Annotated in this window: 15 protein-coding genes; 3 read left to right on the top strand and 12 right to left on the bottom strand. The window is 71.6% G+C overall.

Features of this window, described 5'->3' with window-relative positions:
- Positions 1-186: 186 nt before the first annotated feature.
- The 5 genes from ACZ6MZ_RS10130 to ACZ6MZ_RS10110 form a co-directional block, all read right to left on the bottom strand.
- Complete coding sequence (locus tag ACZ6MZ_RS10130) at positions 187-951, bottom strand: response regulator transcription factor (RefSeq protein ID WP_469350959.1); 765 nt, start codon at positions 949-951, stop codon at positions 187-189.
- A 110-nt stretch (positions 952-1,061) separates the two neighbouring features.
- A complete protein-coding gene (locus ACZ6MZ_RS10125; RefSeq protein ID WP_469350958.1) occupies positions 1,062-3,719 on the bottom strand; it encodes an ABC transporter permease in 2,658 nt (885 codons plus the stop codon).
- Positions 3,716-4,426: an ABC transporter ATP-binding protein gene (locus ACZ6MZ_RS10120; protein ID WP_469350956.1), complete on the bottom strand. Its 711-nt coding sequence runs from the start codon at positions 4,424-4,426 to the stop codon at positions 3,716-3,718. The genes ACZ6MZ_RS10125 and ACZ6MZ_RS10120 overlap by 4 nt, the downstream gene beginning before the upstream one ends.
- On the bottom strand, positions 4,423-5,115 hold the full coding sequence (locus ACZ6MZ_RS10115) for an ABC transporter ATP-binding protein (RefSeq protein WP_469350954.1): 693 nt from the start codon (positions 5,113-5,115) through the stop codon (positions 4,423-4,425). The genes ACZ6MZ_RS10120 and ACZ6MZ_RS10115 overlap by 4 nt, the downstream gene beginning before the upstream one ends.
- Positions 5,115-5,726: a hypothetical protein gene (locus ACZ6MZ_RS10110; protein WP_469350952.1), complete on the bottom strand. Its 612-nt coding sequence runs from the start codon at positions 5,724-5,726 to the stop codon at positions 5,115-5,117. The genes ACZ6MZ_RS10115 and ACZ6MZ_RS10110 overlap by 1 nt, the downstream gene beginning before the upstream one ends.
- A gap of 159 nt (positions 5,727-5,885) precedes the next feature.
- Here ACZ6MZ_RS10110 and ACZ6MZ_RS10105 point away from each other — a divergent pair, with 159 nt between their 5' ends.
- Genes ACZ6MZ_RS10105 through ACZ6MZ_RS10095 form a run of 3 tightly spaced genes read left to right on the top strand, consistent with a single transcriptional unit; the run spans position 5,886 to position 9,261 of the window.
- Positions 5,886-7,169, top strand: coding sequence for a sensor histidine kinase (locus ACZ6MZ_RS10105; RefSeq protein ID WP_469350951.1), 1,284 nt, complete (start codon positions 5,886-5,888; stop codon positions 7,167-7,169).
- 53 nt (positions 7,170-7,222) lie between these two features.
- A complete protein-coding gene (locus ACZ6MZ_RS10100; protein WP_469350949.1) occupies positions 7,223-7,894 on the top strand; it encodes a response regulator transcription factor in 672 nt (223 codons plus the stop codon).
- Complete coding sequence (locus tag ACZ6MZ_RS10095) at positions 7,891-9,261, top strand: sensor histidine kinase (RefSeq protein ID WP_469350948.1); 1,371 nt, start codon at positions 7,891-7,893, stop codon at positions 9,259-9,261. The genes ACZ6MZ_RS10100 and ACZ6MZ_RS10095 overlap by 4 nt, the downstream gene beginning before the upstream one ends.
- Here the strand turns inward: ACZ6MZ_RS10095 and ACZ6MZ_RS10090 are convergent.
- The 7 genes from ACZ6MZ_RS10090 to ACZ6MZ_RS10060 form a co-directional block, all read right to left on the bottom strand.
- The gene (locus ACZ6MZ_RS10090) at positions 9,242-10,054 is read right to left on the bottom strand and encodes a COG4705 family protein (protein WP_469350947.1); all 813 of its coding nucleotides are present in this window, start codon (positions 10,052-10,054) and stop codon (positions 9,242-9,244) included. The genes ACZ6MZ_RS10095 and ACZ6MZ_RS10090 overlap by 20 nt on opposite strands.
- Positions 10,055-10,155: 101 nt before the next feature.
- The gene (locus ACZ6MZ_RS10085; protein WP_384181254.1) at positions 10,156-11,703 is read right to left on the bottom strand and encodes an NCS1 family nucleobase:cation symporter-1; all 1,548 of its coding nucleotides are present in this window, start codon (positions 11,701-11,703) and stop codon (positions 10,156-10,158) included.
- Positions 11,704-11,795: 92 nt separating this feature from the next.
- Positions 11,796-12,797, bottom strand: coding sequence for a TIGR03842 family LLM class F420-dependent oxidoreductase (locus tag ACZ6MZ_RS10080; RefSeq protein ID WP_469350946.1), 1,002 nt, complete (start codon positions 12,795-12,797; stop codon positions 11,796-11,798).
- Between the two features lie 20 nt (positions 12,798-12,817).
- Positions 12,818-14,221 (bottom strand): dihydropyrimidinase, encoded by a 1,404-nt coding sequence (gene hydA / locus ACZ6MZ_RS10075; RefSeq protein WP_469350944.1) that lies wholly within the window; start codon positions 14,219-14,221, stop codon positions 12,818-12,820.
- An 85-nt stretch (positions 14,222-14,306) separates the two neighbouring features.
- Positions 14,307-15,593: an aspartate aminotransferase family protein gene (locus tag ACZ6MZ_RS10070; protein ID WP_469351129.1), complete on the bottom strand. Its 1,287-nt coding sequence runs from the start codon at positions 15,591-15,593 to the stop codon at positions 14,307-14,309.
- A gap of 5 nt (positions 15,594-15,598) precedes the next feature.
- A complete protein-coding gene (locus ACZ6MZ_RS10065; RefSeq protein WP_469350942.1) occupies positions 15,599-16,441 on the bottom strand; it encodes a nitrilase-related carbon-nitrogen hydrolase in 843 nt (280 codons plus the stop codon).
- A 187-nt stretch (positions 16,442-16,628) separates the two neighbouring features.
- Positions 16,629-18,128, bottom strand: coding sequence for a hypothetical protein (locus ACZ6MZ_RS10060; protein ID WP_469350940.1), 1,500 nt, complete (start codon positions 18,126-18,128; stop codon positions 16,629-16,631).
- Between the last annotated feature and the right edge of the window lie 88 nt (positions 18,129-18,216).

Raw genomic sequence — 18,216 nt, 5'->3', positions numbered from 1 at the left:
CGCCGACCGTATTTCGCATACAGGCTCGGGACAAGGGCGTTTCCCGGATACTGGAGGGATTTCGATGAAGATCGGGTAACCCGGCGCGGCATATCGGACGCGATCAGCTCAACTGCGGAAGGACGCGCACGAGCCCGACGATTCCCCGGCATGCGCGACTCCCCCACGGCCGCTTCCCGCCGTGGGTCAGCGGCCCGGCCCGGGCCGCGGTGCCGGTCCGGACTCGGCAGGATCCAGGCGGTAGCCGTGCCCGCGCAGGGTGGTGATCTCCGGCAGGTTCAGCGCGAACGGCGCGTCAGCGGCGGCCTGGTGAAGGCGGCGGCGCAGCGAGGCCAGCGTGACGTCGAGTGTCTTCGTGGGGCCGAACCAGTTCTCGTCCCAGACCCGCGCCATCAGGGTTTCGCGGGAAACGGCCGCGCCGGCGTGCCGGGCGAGGACGGCGAGCAGCTCGAATTCCTTGGGCCGCAGCGCGATCTCATGGGTTCCGACCAGGCAGCGCCGCGCGGTGGTGTCCACCGTCAGGTCGCCGAGGCGGATCGCTCGCTCCTGTGCGGGAGGTCCTGACGGGCGGCGGCGCAGGTGCGCGCGTAGCCGGGCCAGCAGGACGGTCAGGGTGAAGGGCTTGACGAGGTAGTCGTCAGCTCCCGCGTCGAGTCCGGCGATGACGTCGATCTCGTTGCTGCGGGCGGTGAGGATGACGATGAGCAGGTCGGGGAATTCGGCACGCAGCGTGCGTGCGATGTCGATGCCGTCGGTGTCGGGCAGGCCGAGGTCCAGCAGTACGACGTCGTGGGAGCCCGCGCGGGCCTCGGCCAGTGCGCTGATGCCGTCGCGGCACCAGGTGGAGTGGTAGCCGTGGCCACGTAGTCCGGCGTCCAGGTGCCGTCCGATGACGTCGTCGTCCTCGACGACCAGGACATGCGTCCCCTCCTGGGGTGCGGGCGGGCTCATGCGCCGAAGCCTAAGGGCTGTCCGCAAAGTCTCGCCTGGCTCGCGGTCCCGTGGGGTGAGGGAGACCGGGGCGGGCCTCGCGGTGCCCGCCCCGGCCGTTCGGGCGGCCCTCACAGTTCGCGGAGCTCTTCGACGGCCGGCCGCGCGGAGCGGCGGGCCGCGTTCCATGCCGCTGCGGTGATCGCGGCAACCGCGGTCAGGACGGTGACGGCGAGATAGGCCCAGGGCACGGCGATGGTGGCCGGCGGCGGATCGAAGACACCGGTGAGGACCTTGACGAGCATCTGGGACAGCGCCCACCCGATGACGGCGCCGCCGGCCAGGCCGCCGGCGGTCATGACCGCCGCTTCACTCAGGACCAGTCCCCGCAGCTGGCGCCGGGTGGCGCCGAGGACCGTGGTGAGGGCGAAGGTACGGCGCCGTTCGGCCAGGCCGAGTGCCAGGACGATGCCGCCGGAGGCCGCGGCCAGCAGGACCGCGAAGCCCAGTTCGATGCGGGTGAGTCCGGCCAGGTCCACCGAGGTGAGGCTCGTGCCGATCGAGGAGCGGGTCTGGGTGACGTCGGTGACGCTCGCGGCGGTCCCCAGCTGGTGGCGGAGTTGAGCGGCGACGGGTTTCTGGTGGATGCCGCCGGTGTCGATGAGGAACGCGCCGATCGCGTCACTGCCGGTGGTCCTGGCGATGTAGCCGGCGTTGGCGACGAAGAAGCTGTCCTTGGGAGCGGTGGGGAACTCCTTGACGACGCCCGCGTAGTGGAAGGGGACGGTGTGCAGGGTCTTGGTCCGGCTGTCCTGCAGCCGCAGATTGACGGTGTCGCCGGGGGCGAGCTGAAAGTCCTTGACGGTTTCCTGGCTGACCAGGAGGGAGTCGGGGCGGGCGGCGAGCTTGTTCATGAGGCTCTTGGCGCTGCCGCCCGCGAAGTACGCGTCCTGCAGGGAAGTGGCCGACGTGATGGTGGAAGGCTGGACGCCGTACAGGTCCTGCAGGTCCGCGCCGACGTAGGCGAAACGGTGCTGGAGGGGTTCGACGTGCCGGACTCCGGCCACCTTCAGGGGGCCGCCCGCCTCGGGTCCGACGCTGACGCCCGGCGACTGGGTGACCGTGACGTCGGCGCCGTTGGTGAGCTGGGCGTCCACCTCGGCCTGCTGACGGTACGTGGCGTTGAAGGTCGCGGTGGAAGCCCCGAAGGAAATGGCGAGCGCGAGGAGCACGATGGCGCGGGCCAGCGGACGGCGTCGACGGGACATGCTCGCCGCGGTGGTAGCTGCGAGTGGCCCGGTCAGCGGCCGGGCCAGGCGGGCCAGCGGCCGCCTTCCATGGGCCAGGAACAGAGCGGCCAGCCGCCACAGCAGCAGCGCCGAGCCGAACCAGAGCAGGGCAGGCCCGAGGAAGGCCCAGTACGACACCGAAATGCTCGCCACCCCTTCCGGGGCCAGGACCAGCGCGTACTGGTTGCCGCTCGACGCCCGGAAGACCAGGAGCGAGGCGGCGAGCAGGAGGAGGTCGACACCGCATCGCATCCACCACGGGGAGCGGGCGTGTCCGACGACCTGGCGCGCGGCCGCGACCGTACCGGTACGCAGGTCACTCAGCGCGGGTACGAGGACCGCTGCGGCGGCGACGGCCAGACCCAGGATGAGGGCAAGGGCGAACCAGCCCACCGCCGAGGCGCCGCTCGCACCGAACGAGGCGGTGCCGAAGGCGGCCCGGCCCGCCACCGCGGCGATCCCCAGGCCGAGCAGGCCGCCGGCCGCACCGACCACCCCCGCTTCGGCGGCGGCCATGGTGGCGACCTGGCGGGGCCGCAGCCCGCGGGTACGCAGCAGCGCCTGCTCACGCCGTCTGCGGCCGGCGCCCGCGCCGGCCACCGCGGCGGTCAGCAGGGCGGCGAGCACCGCGCCGGGCACGCCGAGGAACAGGAACAGGATCTGGGCGTACAGAGCGTCCTGCCGGGCTCCGTCCAGGGCGGCGCCGAGGTTGTCGCCGACCACCGCGCCGCCGGAGGTACGGGCCTCCAGGTTGCGGGCGGCGGCGGTGTCGGCGGTGAACGCGGCGGCCGGGTCGGCGGGCAGGGGTGCGTTGCGGGCGATGTGGATCTGGGTGGTGACGGCGCTCGGGTCGACGGCCTTGACCGGCGCGGTCAGTGTGCTGAAGAGGCCTGAGGGGAGGATCAGGACGTTGTCGGGCGGGGCGGCGGGCTGGGACTGCGGCGGAGCACCCACCTTCTGGAACAGCGAGTCAGCCTGCGGCAGGTCGACCACTCCGGCCACCTTCACCTTCGCCGGCCTCGCGCCGGGAAGGCCGACGGTGATCGTTCCACCGGGGGCGACATGCAGGTTCGCCGCGGTCTGCTGAGCTATCAGCACCCCGGACGTGGCGCCGGTGAGCTGGCGGATCTCCCGGGGGAACGTCGCCCGGTACGTGTCGGACAGGCCCAGCACGACACCCGGGCCGGTGTTCTGTGTGCTGCCCCCGCTGGTGGCCTGGAATCCGGTGCTGCGGGCGAACCCGACGCTCTGGGCGCTGCGCACACCGTGCGCGGCCCGGGCTGCTTCGAGGACCGTGGCGGGTTCGGCGCCCGGCTGGACTTCCGCCTGCCAGTCCACCGCGACCGAACTGACCGCGCGGTGGGTCATGGTGGATTTCGACGCGGTCAGGAACGACCCCAGGGACGCCACGAGTGCGACCGCGAGGGCGATGCCGGACGCGGTGGCGATCAGCCGTCCGGTGCGACGGCGGAGCAGTCCGCCGGTCCAGGTAATGATCATGATGTTTCTCCCTGGGGGGCCGCTGCCGCGGGGCGCCGGTGCGGTTCGGGCGGAGGGTGCAGGCGGCCTTCATGCATCGCCCATCGCTGGTCAAGGCGCTGGGCGACAGCGGGATCGTGTGTGGTGACCACGAGTGCGGCGCCGATCTCGTCGGCCGCGGCCAGGAGCACGTCGATGATGTGCCGCCCGGTGGCGCTGTCCAGCTGCCCGGTGGGTTCGTCCGCCAGGATCAGGCGCGGCCGCAGGGCCAGTACGCGCGCGACGGCCACGCGCTGGGCCTGGCCGCCGGACAGTTCTTCCGGCAGTTTGCCTGCCAGGCCGTCGGCGGCGACCAGGGCGAGGCAGTCCAGGGCGCGGCGCCGGGCCCGCTCATCGGGGACACCGGCCAGCACCAGGGGAAGCGCGGTGTTCTCGGCCACGTCCAGGGCCGGGATGAGGCTGGGCCCTTGGAAGACGACACCCACCTGCGCCGCCATCGGGCGCTCGGCCAGGCCCGGCCAGCTGAGCTGGCCGGTGGTGGGCTGTTCGAGTGCGGCCATCAGGTGCAGCAGGGTGGACTTGCCGGAGCCCGACGGCCCGGTGATCGCGATCCGGTCACCGGCGCGGACCTGGCAGGTCGCGCCGTGCACCGCGACGACGGCGGCCAGTGCCCTGCCGTACGTACGGGCCGCGTCCTGGCAGTCGACCAGCACCTCCTGGGGCTTCATGACGGGATCCTTCCGTCGCGCAAGGTGATGACCCGATCAGCGATCTTGACCGCTTCGGGGCTGTGGGTCACGATCAGCACCCCGCGGCCCGCTTCCGCCCGGCCGCGCAGCAGCGAGAGAATCCGCTGCTCGGTGACGCCGTCCAGTTCCCCGGTCGGCTCGTCCGCCAGCAGGATGTCCGGGTCGTTGGCCAGAGCGACGGCCAGCCCCGCGCGGGCGAGTTCACCGCCGGCCAGCTCCTGGGGCAGCGCGCGGCTCCGGTGCCCGAGCCCGACCTGATCGAGCAGCTCCGCGACCGGCTGCTCGCTCGCGCCGGGGGCCGCGGTGCGCGCGAGGCGGATGTTGGCGCGGATGTCGAGATGGGCGATCAGGTTGCCGGACTGGAGCAGGACTCCGATACGGCGGGCGCGGACGCGGGCCCGCTCGGATTCGGGCCGGTGGCTGATCCGTTCCCCGCCGATGTGTACGACGCCGCCGTCCGGTTCGTCCAGCCCGGCCAGGCAGGCCAGCAGGGTGGACTTGCCCGACCCGGATGGTCCGACGACGGCGACGCTCTCCCCGCGCCGCACCCGCAGGGCGACCCCGCGCAGCGCCAGGGTCTCTTCCTCGCCCGCCCGGTAGAACCGGTACAGGTCCCGCGCCGTGAGCGCGTCGGCGTCCGGGTGCCCGGTGAGGGTGGGGGTGGTCATCACTGCCACCGGAGCGAGTCGGTGACGATGCGCCAGGGATCCACATTGTCGGCGCCGACCGGGCCGGACAGCGTCAGGTCGACCTGACGGCCGTTGTGATGGAAGCTGTAGCGCTCGAAGGCGTCGTGGACGACCTTGCCGGTCACCGCGTCCGGGGCGCTGTCGCCCTGATAGGTGAGCAGGACACCCGGCCCGGCCTGGCGGGAAACGGCTGTGGCCTTCCCCATCGAGAACTTCGGCACCTGCCCTCGAAGGACGGGCAGCACCGTGGAGTTCACCGACGCCGGTGTCGGGGCGCTCGCCGCGTCGGCGGAGGCGATCTCGATCCGGTTCAGTTTGTCGGTGAAGGTGACCGCGTTGCCGCTGGTGGTGCGGGCCCAGCCCTCGGGGACCTCGACGGTGAAGCCGCCCTGGGCGGGCCGGTAGGCGACGAATGCCTGATCGTCGGGTATGTCACCGGCAGGATTGGATTCCGCCGGGGCCGGCTTGGTGCCGGACCCGCCGGTCGTGCCGGCGGTGCCCGGTGCGGGATTGCCGCCGTTGCCGCATCCGGCGAGCACGCCTGCGGTGAGTACGAGGGCGGCAAGGGAGAGACCAGGTGTACGTCGCATGAGCGTGGTGCCCTTCACGAGTGAGGTGGACGGCCGTACCCGTGACGTTAGGAAGCCGCCGGTAAGGGCCCGGCCCACGCACGGTTAGACGACGGCAAAACCTCGCTCCCGGCATCCTCGGGTGCCTTTTCGCCAGGCGTGCGGGCGCATGATGGGCGCATGAGACAGCGTGTGGTCCGGGTGGCTCTGGTCGCCGCCTCGGTGGCTCTTGTCCTGCTGGCTGTGCCGCTCGCCGCGGTGATCCGGGCGTCCTTCTTCGCCGACGAGCGCGGCGAGGTGGAGCGCGCCGCCATGGCCGCCGCGGTCCGGGTGAGCCCTGACTTCGCCGCCGGTGACCCCGTCGAACTGCCCCGTCGATCCGAAGGGCAACTGGGCGTCTACGACCGGGGATTGCGTCTTCGGGACGGGACCGGCCCGAGCAGCGCCGACAGCGCCACCCGCCGCGCGGTCGCCGGCCGCCTGGTACGGCAGGACATCGGGGGCGAGCTCGTGGCGGCCGTCCCCGTGTCCGACAACGAACGCGTCATCGGCGTGGTCCGCGCCTCCACCAGCACCGGGAGCGTGTGGAACCGCGTCCTGCTGGCCTGGGCGGCCCTGCTGGGAGCGTGCCTGGTGGCCCTGGGTGTGGCCGTCTTCGTAGCCAGGCGCCAGGCGTTCACCCTGACCGCCCCGCTGGAATCCCTCTCCCACACCTCCCGGGCCATCGCCGAAGGCGACCTGACCGCCCGGGCCGCCACCTGCGGGATCACCGAGATCGATCAAGTGGCGCGCAGCCACAACACGATGGTCCAGCGCCTGTCCCACCTGCTGCAGCACGAGAGGCACTTCACCGCCAACGCCTCCCACCAGCTCCGCACCCCACTCACCGGACTGCAACTGGGACTGGAAACAGCCCTGGCCACCCCCGGCGCCGACCTGCGCACAGCCGCCGAAGAGGCCCTGGAGCAGTCACGCCATCTCCAGCACACCATCGACGAAGTCCTCCAGCTGGCCGGCGCGGAGCCCAGCCCGGTCAGCCGCGCCGCCGCTCGGCCGGCCGGTGAACTCCTGGAGCAGGCCGAACGGCGATGGCACGGCCCGCTGGCCCAGGACGGCCGCCGCATCGCGTTCCTCCTCGACCCCGCGACCGCTGCCGTGCCCGTCCCCGGCCGCACCACCGACCAGATCCTCGACATCCTCCTCGACAACGCGCGCCGGCACGGCAGCGGAACCATCACGGTCACACTGCGCGAGATCGGCGCCGCCCTCGCCCTCGACGTCGCCGACGAGGGAACCCTCACCCTGGACGCGGAGGCGCTCTTCGACCGCGGTACCACCACCGGACCCGGCGAAGGGATCGGACTGTCCCTCGCCGCGGACCTGGCGGAAGCGGCCGGAGCCCGGCTCAGCCTGACCCGGCGGACCCCGACACGGTTCACCCTGCTGCTCCCGCACACGGACTAGGCCGTTTCCAATGGGTACGCGGGAGCCGGCCCGGGCCGGGTGATACTGGCGAGGTGACCTCTGCCCGCATCCTGGTCGTCGAGGACGACCACGGCCTGCGCGATGTCCTGGCCCGCGGACTGCGCGACGAGGACTTCGACGTGGTGACCGCCGCCGACGGGGCGGCCGCCCTGCGCGCCGTCGGCCAGGCGGTCGACGCGGTCGTGCTGGACGTCGGGCTGCCGGACTCGGACGGGCGGGATGTGTGCCAGGCGATGCGCGGCGCGGGCATCACCGTCCCCGTGATCTTCCTGACCGCCCATGGCAACCTCACCGACCGGCTCTCGGGGTTCGCCTCCGGCGGCGACGACTACCTGCCCAAGCCCTTCCACCTCAGTGAGCTCGCGGCGCGGCTGCGGGCGCTGCTGCACCGCTCCGGCACCCGCGGCGTCCTCGTCGAAAGCACGAGCGCGCTGCGCCTGGACCCGGTCCGCCATGAACTGACCGTGCACGGCCGGCCCGTCGCCCTGACCCCCACCGAGTTCCGTCTCCTGGCCTGTCTGATGGCCGGCCCCGGGGCGGTGATCCGCCGCCGGGCCCTGCTGCGGGCGGGCTGGCCGGAGGGTGCGCAGGTCAGTGACAACACCCTGGACCAGTACCTGACCCGCTTGCGGCGCAAGCTGCGCGAGGCGGACAGCCCGCACGCCATTCACACCGTTCGCGGCATCGGCTACCGTTTCGCATGAAACGTCTCCTGTCCGCCCGCACGCTGCGCGGCCGTCTCGCGCTGATGGCCCTGGCCACCGGCGCCCTGTGGATCGCGGTCCTGACGATCGTGTTCAATGTGGCGCTGGACAAACGGCTGCACGGGCAGGCCGACGAGGTGCTGCGTACCCGGGCGGAGGCGGTCGCGGCCACCGTGGAGGCCGGGCCGGACGGCCGGCTCACCGTCCGCGAGCCCACGGAAGACCAGGCTCTGGATTCCGGCGTCTGGATCTACCAGGGCACCCGTGTGATCGAGAAGCCCCCCAGCGCCCCCGCCGGCCTGCGCCAGCAGGCGGATCTGCTGGCCGGGCACCGCGACGAATTCGCCGACACCACCGGACCCGGCGCGTGGCGGCTGTACGCCTTCCCCGTCGAGGCGGGCAGCGGAAGAACACCGGCGGGCACCGTGGTGACCTCCGTGAACCTGGATCCCTACCGCAGCACCGCCGGCACGGCCCTCGTCGGATCCATCGCGCTGGCCGTGCTGCTGCTCGTCACCGTCTATCTCCTGACCCGGCTCGTGGTGCGGCGGGCCCTGCGGCCGGTCACCGCCATGAGCGCACAGGCCGCGCGGTGGAGCGAAGCGGGTACCCCCGAGCGGTTCGGCGCGGACGGCCGGCCCGCCGAGCTCGCTTCCTTCGCCGCGAGTCTCGACGCGCTGCTGGACCGGCTGGCAGCGGTCCTGCGCCACGAGCAGCAGCAGGCCGCGGAGCTGTCGCACGAACTGCGCACCCCGCTGGCGCGGATCACCGCGGAGACCGACTGGCTGGCCCGACGGCCCCGCAGCGCGGAAGAGCAGCACACGTCGCACCAGGCGATAGCGAACGCCGCCGCGACGATGCAGCAGATCTGCGACTCCCTTCTCTCCGAGGTCCGCACCCGCGGCTCACGGATCCCCGGACGCTGCTCATTCCCCGGCCTCGCGCACCGGCTGGCACAACACAGCGCGGCCCAGCACCCCGGTGCTCCGGCGGTGACGGTCGAGTACGAGGGCGAGGGCGAGGGCGAGGCGGCGAGCATCGGCGTCTCGGAACCGGTCGCCGAGCGCATCCTGATGCCCCTGCTGGACAACGCCCGCCGCTACGCCACGCATACGATCACCCTCGGATGTACGGCGGAGGAGAGCCGGGTCACGGTGTATGTGAGCGACGACGGGCCAGGGGTGCCCGACTCCTTCGCGGGGGCATTGTTCGAGCCCGGCCGTCGCGCGCATCCCGGGGACGGGCACGACGGCGCGGGACTCGGACTGGCCCTTTCCCGGCGCCTCGCCCGCGCCGCCGGCGGTGACATCACGCTGGCGGGCACGGGCTCCGGCGCGCGCTTCGCCGTTACCCTTCCCGCGGGCTGACCGTCCCCGTTCCGGCCACGTCGCGTTTGGTCCGGGCGAGGAAGACGACCAGCGCCAGAATGACCAGCAGGAACAGCACGCTGGTGCCGATCGTGCCCAGGGCGAGCCCGCCCTCTCCTCGCGGCTGGGACAGATAGTCACCCAGCGAGGCGCCGAGCGGCCGGGTCAGGACGTAGGCGATCCAGAACGACCACACCGCGTTGAGGTCCAGGGCGTAGTGCGCGACGGCCACGGCGGCGATCAGACCGGCGAAGACGAGCGCGGAGAGCCAGTAGCCCAGGTTGAGTCGCTCGGCGCTCAGGTCTCCGGCGGCGGTTCCCAGGGCGAACGTGAAGAGGATCGCGAGCCAGTAGAACGCTTCCCTGCGGTGGGTCAGGATGGTGTGGATCGACAGGGTCCGCTCGCTCAGGTACCAGGCGGCGAAGGTGAGGACGAGCGCCACGGCGAACACCGCCGTCGTCGTCTCCAGGGGGATCCCGAGATTGTCCGTGAGGTTGTCGGTGATCAGCGTGCCGACCACGCTGATCAGGACCACGGCCGTCCAGTACAGGCCCGGCACATAGGCACCGGCCCGGAACTGGAAGACCAGCGTGACGGCCAGCAGAGCGCCCATCACGTAAGAAGTGCTGGTCAGGCCCATACCGAGGTTGACGTTGAGCAGATCTGCCGCGGTCTCGCCCACCGTGGTGCACAAGACCTTGATCACCCAGAAGTAGAGGGTGACCTCGGGGACCTTGTTCCACATCTGGCGGTCCCGCGCGTGCACCCCGGCGACATGCGTGTTGGTTGTCATAACGCGGCAGGCTGGCAGGACTTTCCTGAACGTTTCCTGACTGCCGCGGGGACGCCCCGGAGCGGCGCGAGCGGCCGGTACGTGCGCTCACGCCGCTCCGCTCAGACCGCCGAAGGGCCGCCGGCTCCGGCCGCCGGGCGGGCCGAGCGGGTCAGGGCGACGTACAGCACCAGCGAAGCCGCGAGGCCGACCGCCCAGCCGTAGTCCGCGAGCGGCTTCAGGAAGGGGATCAGCCCGTCCTCGGGGAACGGGCCGGTGCCCGGCGCCGAGTGCGATCCGCCCACGGCCAGCAGACCGCCGACGACAAAGGCGATCACCGCCCGTGGATTCCAGCCGTTCCTGTACCAGTAGCGGCCGCCGGGGCGGTAGAGGTCGCCGAGGTCGAGGACGGTGCGCCGGATGATCCAGTAGTCCGCGATCAGGATGCCCGCGACCGTACCGAGCAGCCCGCCCACCAGACCGAGCCAGGTGAAGATGTACAGCTCGGGCGTCGCGGTGAGCTTCCACGGCATGATCACGACGCCGACCACACCCGTGATGAGCGCGCCGGTACGGAAGTTGATGATCTTGGGCGCGAGATTGGCGAGGTCGTACGCGGGCGAGACGACATTGGCCGCGATGTTCACCGAGATCGTCGCGATCAGTACGGTCACCAGCGCGAAGAGCAGCCCGAAGACATTGTCGGTCTTGGCGGCGAGCGCGACCGGATCCCAGACGGCGGCTCCGTACACCGCCTGCGATCCGGAGGTGACGAACACCGACAGCAGCGCGAAGAGCGTCATCGTCGTCGGCAGGCCGAGCGACTGGCCCCAGATCTGGGCGCGTTGGCCCGCGCCGAAGCGGGTGAAGTCGGGAATGTTCAGGGACAGCGTGGACCAGAAGGCGATCATCCCCATCAGGGACGGGAAGAAGACCGGCCAGAAGTCCGCGCCCCAGCCGAGCTGGGACGGCTGGTCGAGCAGCGGCCCGAGACCGCCCGCCTTGACGGTGATCCAGACGAGCAGCACCAGCGCGCCGACGATGACGAACGGCGCCGCCCAGTTCTCGAAGCGCCGCAGGGTGTCCATCCCCCGGTAGATGATGGCGAGTTCGAGCGCCCAGAAGAGGACGAAGCAGACCCAGAGGGTCCACGGCTGACCGCCGATCTTCGACGCCTCCGCCCAGCCGCCGAAGATCTTGCCGAGCAGGACGAAGATGCCCTGTCCGCCGATCCAGGTCTGGATCCCGAACCAGGCGCAGGCGACCGCCGCCCTGATCAGCGCCGGCAGATTGGCGCCGCGCAGGCCGAAGGAAGCGCGAGCGAGTACGGGAAAGGGAATGCCGTACTTCGGCCCCGCGTGCCCGGTCAGCAGCATCGGGAACAGCACGATCAGATTGGCCAGCGCGATCGTGAAGACCGCCTGCTTCCAGTCCATGCCCAGCGTGACGAGACCGGAGGCCAGCAGCCAGGACGGGATGTTGTGCGCCATGCCGACCCAGAGCGCGGCGAAGTTGTACGTCGTCCAGCGGCGGCGGGCGACCGGGACGGGCAGCAGGTCGTCGTTGACGAAGCGGCTGTCGTCGGGCACCGCGCCGGGCGGCAGTTCGACGCGGCCCTGGGGATCGGCTATCGGCCCGCCGGAGGGGACGGGCGGTACGGTCGCGGTCATGGCGGCTGACCCTTCGTTCGAGGGCGGCGGTCGGGGACGTCGAACGGGGCCGTGCGGGGATGCGGCCGCTCGGACGGGGGCGGGTGCGGCGGTCAGCTCTGGAGCGCGGGGATGATCTCGGCGCCGTACGCGTCGATCGTCGCTTCCTTCGCGTCGTGCATGTTGTAGACGGCGAACTGGTCGACGCCCAGGTCACGCAGCGCCGTCAGCTTCTCGATGTGCGCCTCGACCGGGCCCAGCAGACAGAACCGGTCCACGATCTCGTCGGGCACGAAGTCCGTGGACGGATTGCCCGCCCGGCCGTGATGGCTGTAGTCGTACCCCTCGCGCCGCTTGATGTAGTCGGTCAGGGCGTCGGGCACCAGCCCCGAGTCCTCCCCGTACCGGGACACCAGATCGGCCACATGGTTGCCGACCATCCCGCCGAACCACCGGCACTGCTCCCGCGCGTGCGCGAGATCGTCGCTCACGTAGGCGGGCGCCGCGACGCAGATCGTGACGGAGTCCGGGTCGCGCCCGGCGTCCGACGCCGCCGTACGGACCGCCTTGATCATCCACTCGGTGAGGAACGGGTCCGCCAGCTGGAGGATGAAGCCGTCGGCCTTCTCGCCCGCCATCACCAGCGCCTTGGGGCCGTACGCCGCCATCCACACGGGCAGCTTTCCGTCCCGTACCCAGGGCAGCCGCAGCGGCTGCCCGTCGACCACCGCCTCGCGGCCCTCCCCCAGGTCGCGGATGACATCGATCGCCTCGCCCAGCCGGGCCAGGGTGTTGGGCTTACGGCCCGCGACCCGCATCGCCGAGTCGCCGCGCCCGATGCCGCACACGGTGCGGTTGCCGTACATCTCGTTCAGGGTGGCGAAGGTGGAGGCGGTCACCTCCCAGGTCCTGGTGCCCGGGTTGGTGACCATGGGCCCCACGGTCAGTTTGGTGGTGTGCTCCAGAATGCGGCTGTAGATGACGAAGGGCTCCTGCCAGAGCACGGCCGAGTCGAAGGTCCAGCCGTACCGGAAGCCGTTGCGTTCCGCGCGCCGCATGAGTCCGACGACCGCCGAGGCAGGCGGGTCGGTCTGGAGGACGAGTCCGAAGTCCATGGCCTGGTCGCTCCTATGTCCTAGGTGAGGTACTGACAGGTCGAGCGGGGGGTGTACTGCCCGTGTCCCGCCCGGCCGGTGAACGTCCGCCCGTCGATGACGAGTGCACCGCGGGACAGGACCGTCTCCACCCGTCCGGTGATCCGCTTGCCCTCGTACGCGGAGTAGTCGACGTCCATGTGGTGCGTCTCGGCGGAGACGGTCTGTTCGGTGTGCGGGTCGTAGATGACGACATCGGCGTCGGCGCCCGGCGCGATGGTGCCCTTGCGCGGATAGAGGCCGAACATCCTGGCCGGGGCGGCGCAGGCGATGTCGATCCAGCGGCGGCGGGTGATGTGCCCGTCGACCACCGCCTGATGGAGCAGGTCCATCCGGTTCTCCACCCCCGGCATCCCGTTGGGGATCTTGGAGAAGTCCCCGCGGCCCATCTCCTTCTGCCCGGTGAAGCAGAACGGGCAGTGGTCGGTGGAGACCACCTGGAGATCGTCGGTGCGCAGTCCGCGCCACAGGGCGGCCTGGTGCTCCTTCGGCCGCAGCGGGGTGGAGCAGACGTACTTGGCGCCCTCGAAGTCCGGCTCGGCGAGGTTGTCGGTGGAGAGGAAGAGGTACTGCGGGCAGGTCTCGCCGAAGACCGGCAGTCCCTTGTCGCGGGCGGCCGCCAGCTCGGCGACGGCTTCCTCGGCCGAGACATGCACGACGTACAGCGGCGCGTCGGCGACCCGCGCGAGCTGGATCGCCCGGTGGGTGGCCTCGGCCTCCAGCAGGGTCTTCCGTACCTCCCCGTGGTAGCGCGGGTCGGTACGGCCGGCCGCCAGGGCCTGTTCGACGAGGACATCGATCGCGATGCCGTTCTCGGCGTGCATCATGATCAGCCCGCCGTTGTTCGAGGCACGCTGCATGGCCCGCAGGATCTGGCCGTCGTCGCTGTAGAAGACCCCGGGGTAGGCCATGAAGAGCTTGAACGAGGTGATGCCCTCCTGGACGAGGAGGTCCATCTCCTTGAGGGAGCTCTCATTGACGTCGGCCATGATCATGTGGAAGGCGTAGTCGATCGCGCAGACGCCGTCGGCCTTCGCGTACCAGGCGTCCAGCCCTTCGCGCAGCGCCTGTCCCGGCGACTGGATGGCGAAGTCCACGATGGTGGTGGTGCCGCCCCAGGCGGCGGCCCGGGTGCCGGTCTCGAAGGTGTCGGCAGCGAAGGTGCCGCCGAACGGCATCTCCATATGGGTGTGGGCGTCGACTCCGCCCGGGATGACGTACTTGCCGGTGGCGTCGATCGTACGGTCGGCGGTCCAGCCCCCGGCCACGTCGGAGCCGTGCGCGGCGAGGGCGACGATCCGGCTGTCCTCTATCAGGACATCGGCATGGGTCTCGTCGGCGGCGGTGATGACGAGTCCGCCGCGGATCAGGGTGCGGGTGCTCATGGGTGGGTGGCGTTCCCTTTCATACGGTCGGCTGCTGAGCCACGGGGGCTACGGAGCAGCGAGGTCGACTGAGCCGCGGTAGCATCTAAGCGCTGCGCAAGGCCCGTTCGAGGATCGCGGCGCCTTCTTCCGCCTCGGCGACGGTCAGGGAGAGCGGCGGGGCGATCCGCAGCACGCTGGTGTTGTGGCCACCGCCCTTGCCGATCAGCAGCCCGCCCTCGCGCGCCGCCTCCAGCACGGCGGACGCCGCCCCGGGCGCCGCCTCGTCCGTGCCCGGCTTCACCAGCTCGATGCCGATCATCAGCCCCCGGCCGCGCACTTCGCGTACGGAGTCGATGCCGGCGCCGATCGCCCGCAGCCGCTCGGTCAGCAGGCCGCCGACCCGGCGGGCGTTGCCCTGGAGGTCGTGCTCCAGCAGGTACGAGAGGTTGGCGAGACCGGCCGCCATCGTGACGGGACTGCCGCCGAAGGTGGAAATCGAGTTCGCGTCAAGGCAGTTCATGATGTCGGCGCGGGCGACGACCCCGCCGATGGACATGCCGTTCCCGATGCCCTTGGCGAAGGTGAGGATGTCGGGCGGGCCGTTCCCGGCGTGCGCCTGCCAGCCCCAGAAGTGTTCGCCGGTGCGGCCCCAGCCGGTCTGCACCTCGTCGCTGATCCACAGGATGCCGTGCCGGTCGAGGACCTCACGGAACGCGGCGTACAGCCCGTCCGGCGGGGCGGTGAAGCCACCGACGCCCTGGACCGGCTCGGCGATCAGCGCGGCGGGCGCGCGGGTGTGGCCGAGCAGATCCTCCAGATCGGCGACGCACGCCTCGATGAACTGCGCGTCGGTGAGGCCGGCGTACGGTCCGCGGGTGCGGACGCCGCCGTGCACGTACAGCGTCTGGAGCGGCGAGAGACCGGTCGGCGACCAGCTGCGGTTGCCGGTGATCGAGACCGTGGAGAAGGACCGGCCGTGGTAGCTGTTGCGCATCGCCAGGATCTGGTTCGACCCGCGGTACGCGGTCGCCAGCAGCAGCGCCGTGTCATTGGCCTCGGTGCCCGAGGTGGTGAAGAAGACCCGGGCGTCCGGGATGCCGGACAGGGTGGCGATCCGCTCGGCGAAGTCCACCATCGGGCGGTTGAGATAGAGCGTGGAGGAGTGGATGATCCGCCCGGCCTGCTCGCTCACCGCCTTGGTGACCTCGGGGAGGGCATGGGCGGTCATGGTGGTGAGGATGCCGCCGAAGAAGTCCAGATAGCGGTTGCCCTCCGCGTCCCAGACATGGCGGCCCTCGCCGTGGGTGATCTCGATCGGCCGGTCGTAGTAGAGCGCCAGCCAGTCGGGGAGGACGGCGCGGTGACGGCCGTACAGATCGGTCGCGGCCAGATGGGTCACGGCTGCACCAGCCCCTCGTACGCGTCGGGGCGGCGGTCCCGGTAGAACGCCCACTGCTGCCGCACCTCGTCGATCACGCCGAAGTCCAGGTCACGTACGAGCAGTTCCTCCACCTTGTCGCTGGCGGTCTCGCCGACGAACTGGCCGCGCGGGTCGACGAAGTAGCTCGTCCCGTAGAAGTCGTTGTCGCCGTACTCCTCCTGGCCGACGCGGTTGATCGCGGCGATGAAGTACTCGTTGGCGACGGCGGCGGCGGGCTGTTCCAGCTGCCAGAGGTAGCTGGACAGACCGCGGGAGGTGGCGGAGGGGTTGTAGACCAGCTGGGCGCCGTTCAGCCCGAGCTGGCGCCAGCCCTCGGGGAAGTGGCGGTCGTAGCAGATGTAGACCCCGACCCGGCCCACGGCGGTCTCGAAGACGGGCCAGCCGGCGTTCCCCGGCTTGAAGTAGTACTTCTCCCAGAAGCCCTTGACCTGCGGGATGTGGTGCTTGCGGTACTTGCCGAGATACGAACCGTCGGCGTCGATCACGGCGGCGGTGTTGTAGTAGAACCCGGACTGCTCGACCTCGAAGACCGGGACCACGATCACCATCCCGGTCTCCCGGGCGAGATCCCGCATTCTGCTGACGGTGGCGCCGTCCGGCACGGGCTCGGCCCACCGGTAGTGCTCCGGCTCCTGCACCTGGCAGAAGTAGGGCGCGTTGAACACTTCCTGGAACCCGATGATCTGCGCGCCTTGCCTGGCCGCCTCGCGGGCGTGCTCCTCATGCTTGGCGATCATGGACTCGGTATCACCGGTCCAGGTCGCCTGTACGAGTGCGGCGCGTACGACTCCGGCCACGAGCTGCTCCTTCGGCGGGGGCGACGATGAACTTCTACGCACGTAGATACGATGCGTTGGAGGAGAACGTAAGCCCCGTCACACACGGGGGCAAGACCATCGTCGTTAACCCGCAGAGTCGATCAAGTTTCACACCCGAGCGGTCGACAACGTGCGACTCTCATCAAGAACGATCAGACGGCCGGCCTCAGGGGCCCGGGATTCCCGCCACGCGCAGGGCGTGGACGAGGTCGCGCTCGCGGGCCGTCGAGACGGCGCGCGCCGCGTCGAGCAGCTGCGGGACGAGGCGGCGCGGGTCGGGCGCGGCGACGAGCGCCGCGTCCTGGGGCGTACGGACCTGCACGAAGGCGCTCAGCAGGGCCTGCGCCTCATGAGCGCGGCCGGCCTCGCCGAGCGCGAGTACGGCGTCGGTGATCTCCTCGGCGGGCCGGGAGACACCCTGTCGCAGCAGCTGTCCGCAGTCGTCGTCCCTGCCGGCCACGGCGAGCGCCCCGGCGGCCGCGGCGAGCTGCGCGGGCGGCAGGAAGGCCGCCTCCCACAGAAGCTCGGCCCAGTCGGCACCGAGCCCGGCGCGGTGCAGTTCGGCGGCGAGCAGGGGCAGCTGCTCGGGGGGCCGCCCCGCCGCCTCGCAGAGCACGACATGCGCCTCGCCGCTGCGCCCATCGGCGCGCAGCCGGATCAGCGCGTCGACCGTCTCGGCGGCGGCCCGCCGGTCCTCCGGCGAAGGCGTGGGCGCCACCTCCTGGGCGGGCGCGACGGGCGCTCCGCCGAAGCGGGCGCCGCGCGGCGTGGCGGGAGCGGTGGGAGGAGGCACGGGCAGTACGGGGGCGGGCACGTCCTCGTCGGAATCTTCGACGTCGAGCCCGGCGAACCGGGCGCCGCGCGGCTTGCGGCGGGGCGCGGGCTTCTTCTCCCGCGGACCGGCCGCCGGTTCGTCACGGTCCTGGGCCGCCGGTTCGTCACGGTCCTGGCCGGCCGGTCCGTCGTCGGGCCGGCCCCGGTCCGCCCATTGCGGGGCGCCGGGGGCCGAGGGCCCGTCAGGTTCCCGGTGGCGGGGCGCCGCGCCGGAACCGGCGCCGTACGCGTCCGCCGCCCCGTCGTCGCGGTCCCGCTGTCCGGTCCTTCGCGGTCCGCTGCCGAAGACCGAGGGTTCCTCCGGCTGCGGGTCCTGCGCGCGAAACCAGCCTTCCGGGGCCAGGGGACGCGCTGCGATGGTGGCGCGGCCCGGGGTGGCCAAGGACGAGAGCCTGGCGCGGAGTTCGGCGCAGCGCGCGGACGCGCGCGCGTGGTCGTCGCGGATCCAGGCCAGGTCGTGGCTGAGCTGTTCCGCCTCTGACGTGCCTTCCGGGGTCGTACGGAGCAGCCGCAGCAACTCCTCGGCGCGGCCCGCCGCGTGCATCTGCTCGCGCAGCATCAGCCGCAACCGCTCCGACAGCGCCTCGCTCCCGCCGGGCCGCCGGTCGTGCACGGCCGCGGACGCCGCGTGCAGTCGTCTCGCCCGCAGGGTCTCGCCCGCCACCGCCTGCTCGTCGCGGCCCGCCGCGAAGTCCTGGAGCAGTGCGTCCACGACATCCCAGGGCGGGATCTCGGCCCCGTCGAAGCAGGCGCGCAGGCCCTCGGGGTCGCGGTGGAGGAAGACTCCGTACCAGCCGCCGTCCGGGTCGAGGAGCGACGTAAGATCCCGCAAATAACGGGCGAACGACTCTATCTCCGCCGGGAGTTGATGCACCGCCATCGCTGCCCCGTCCCTGCCCTGCCGTGCCGGAGAAAGCCCT

It is taken from the genome of Streptomyces sp. NPDC042201 (genome assembly GCF_055582185.1).
Note: the sequence above shows the minus strand (reverse complement) of the source record. Positions and strands in the feature narration are given on the sequence as shown.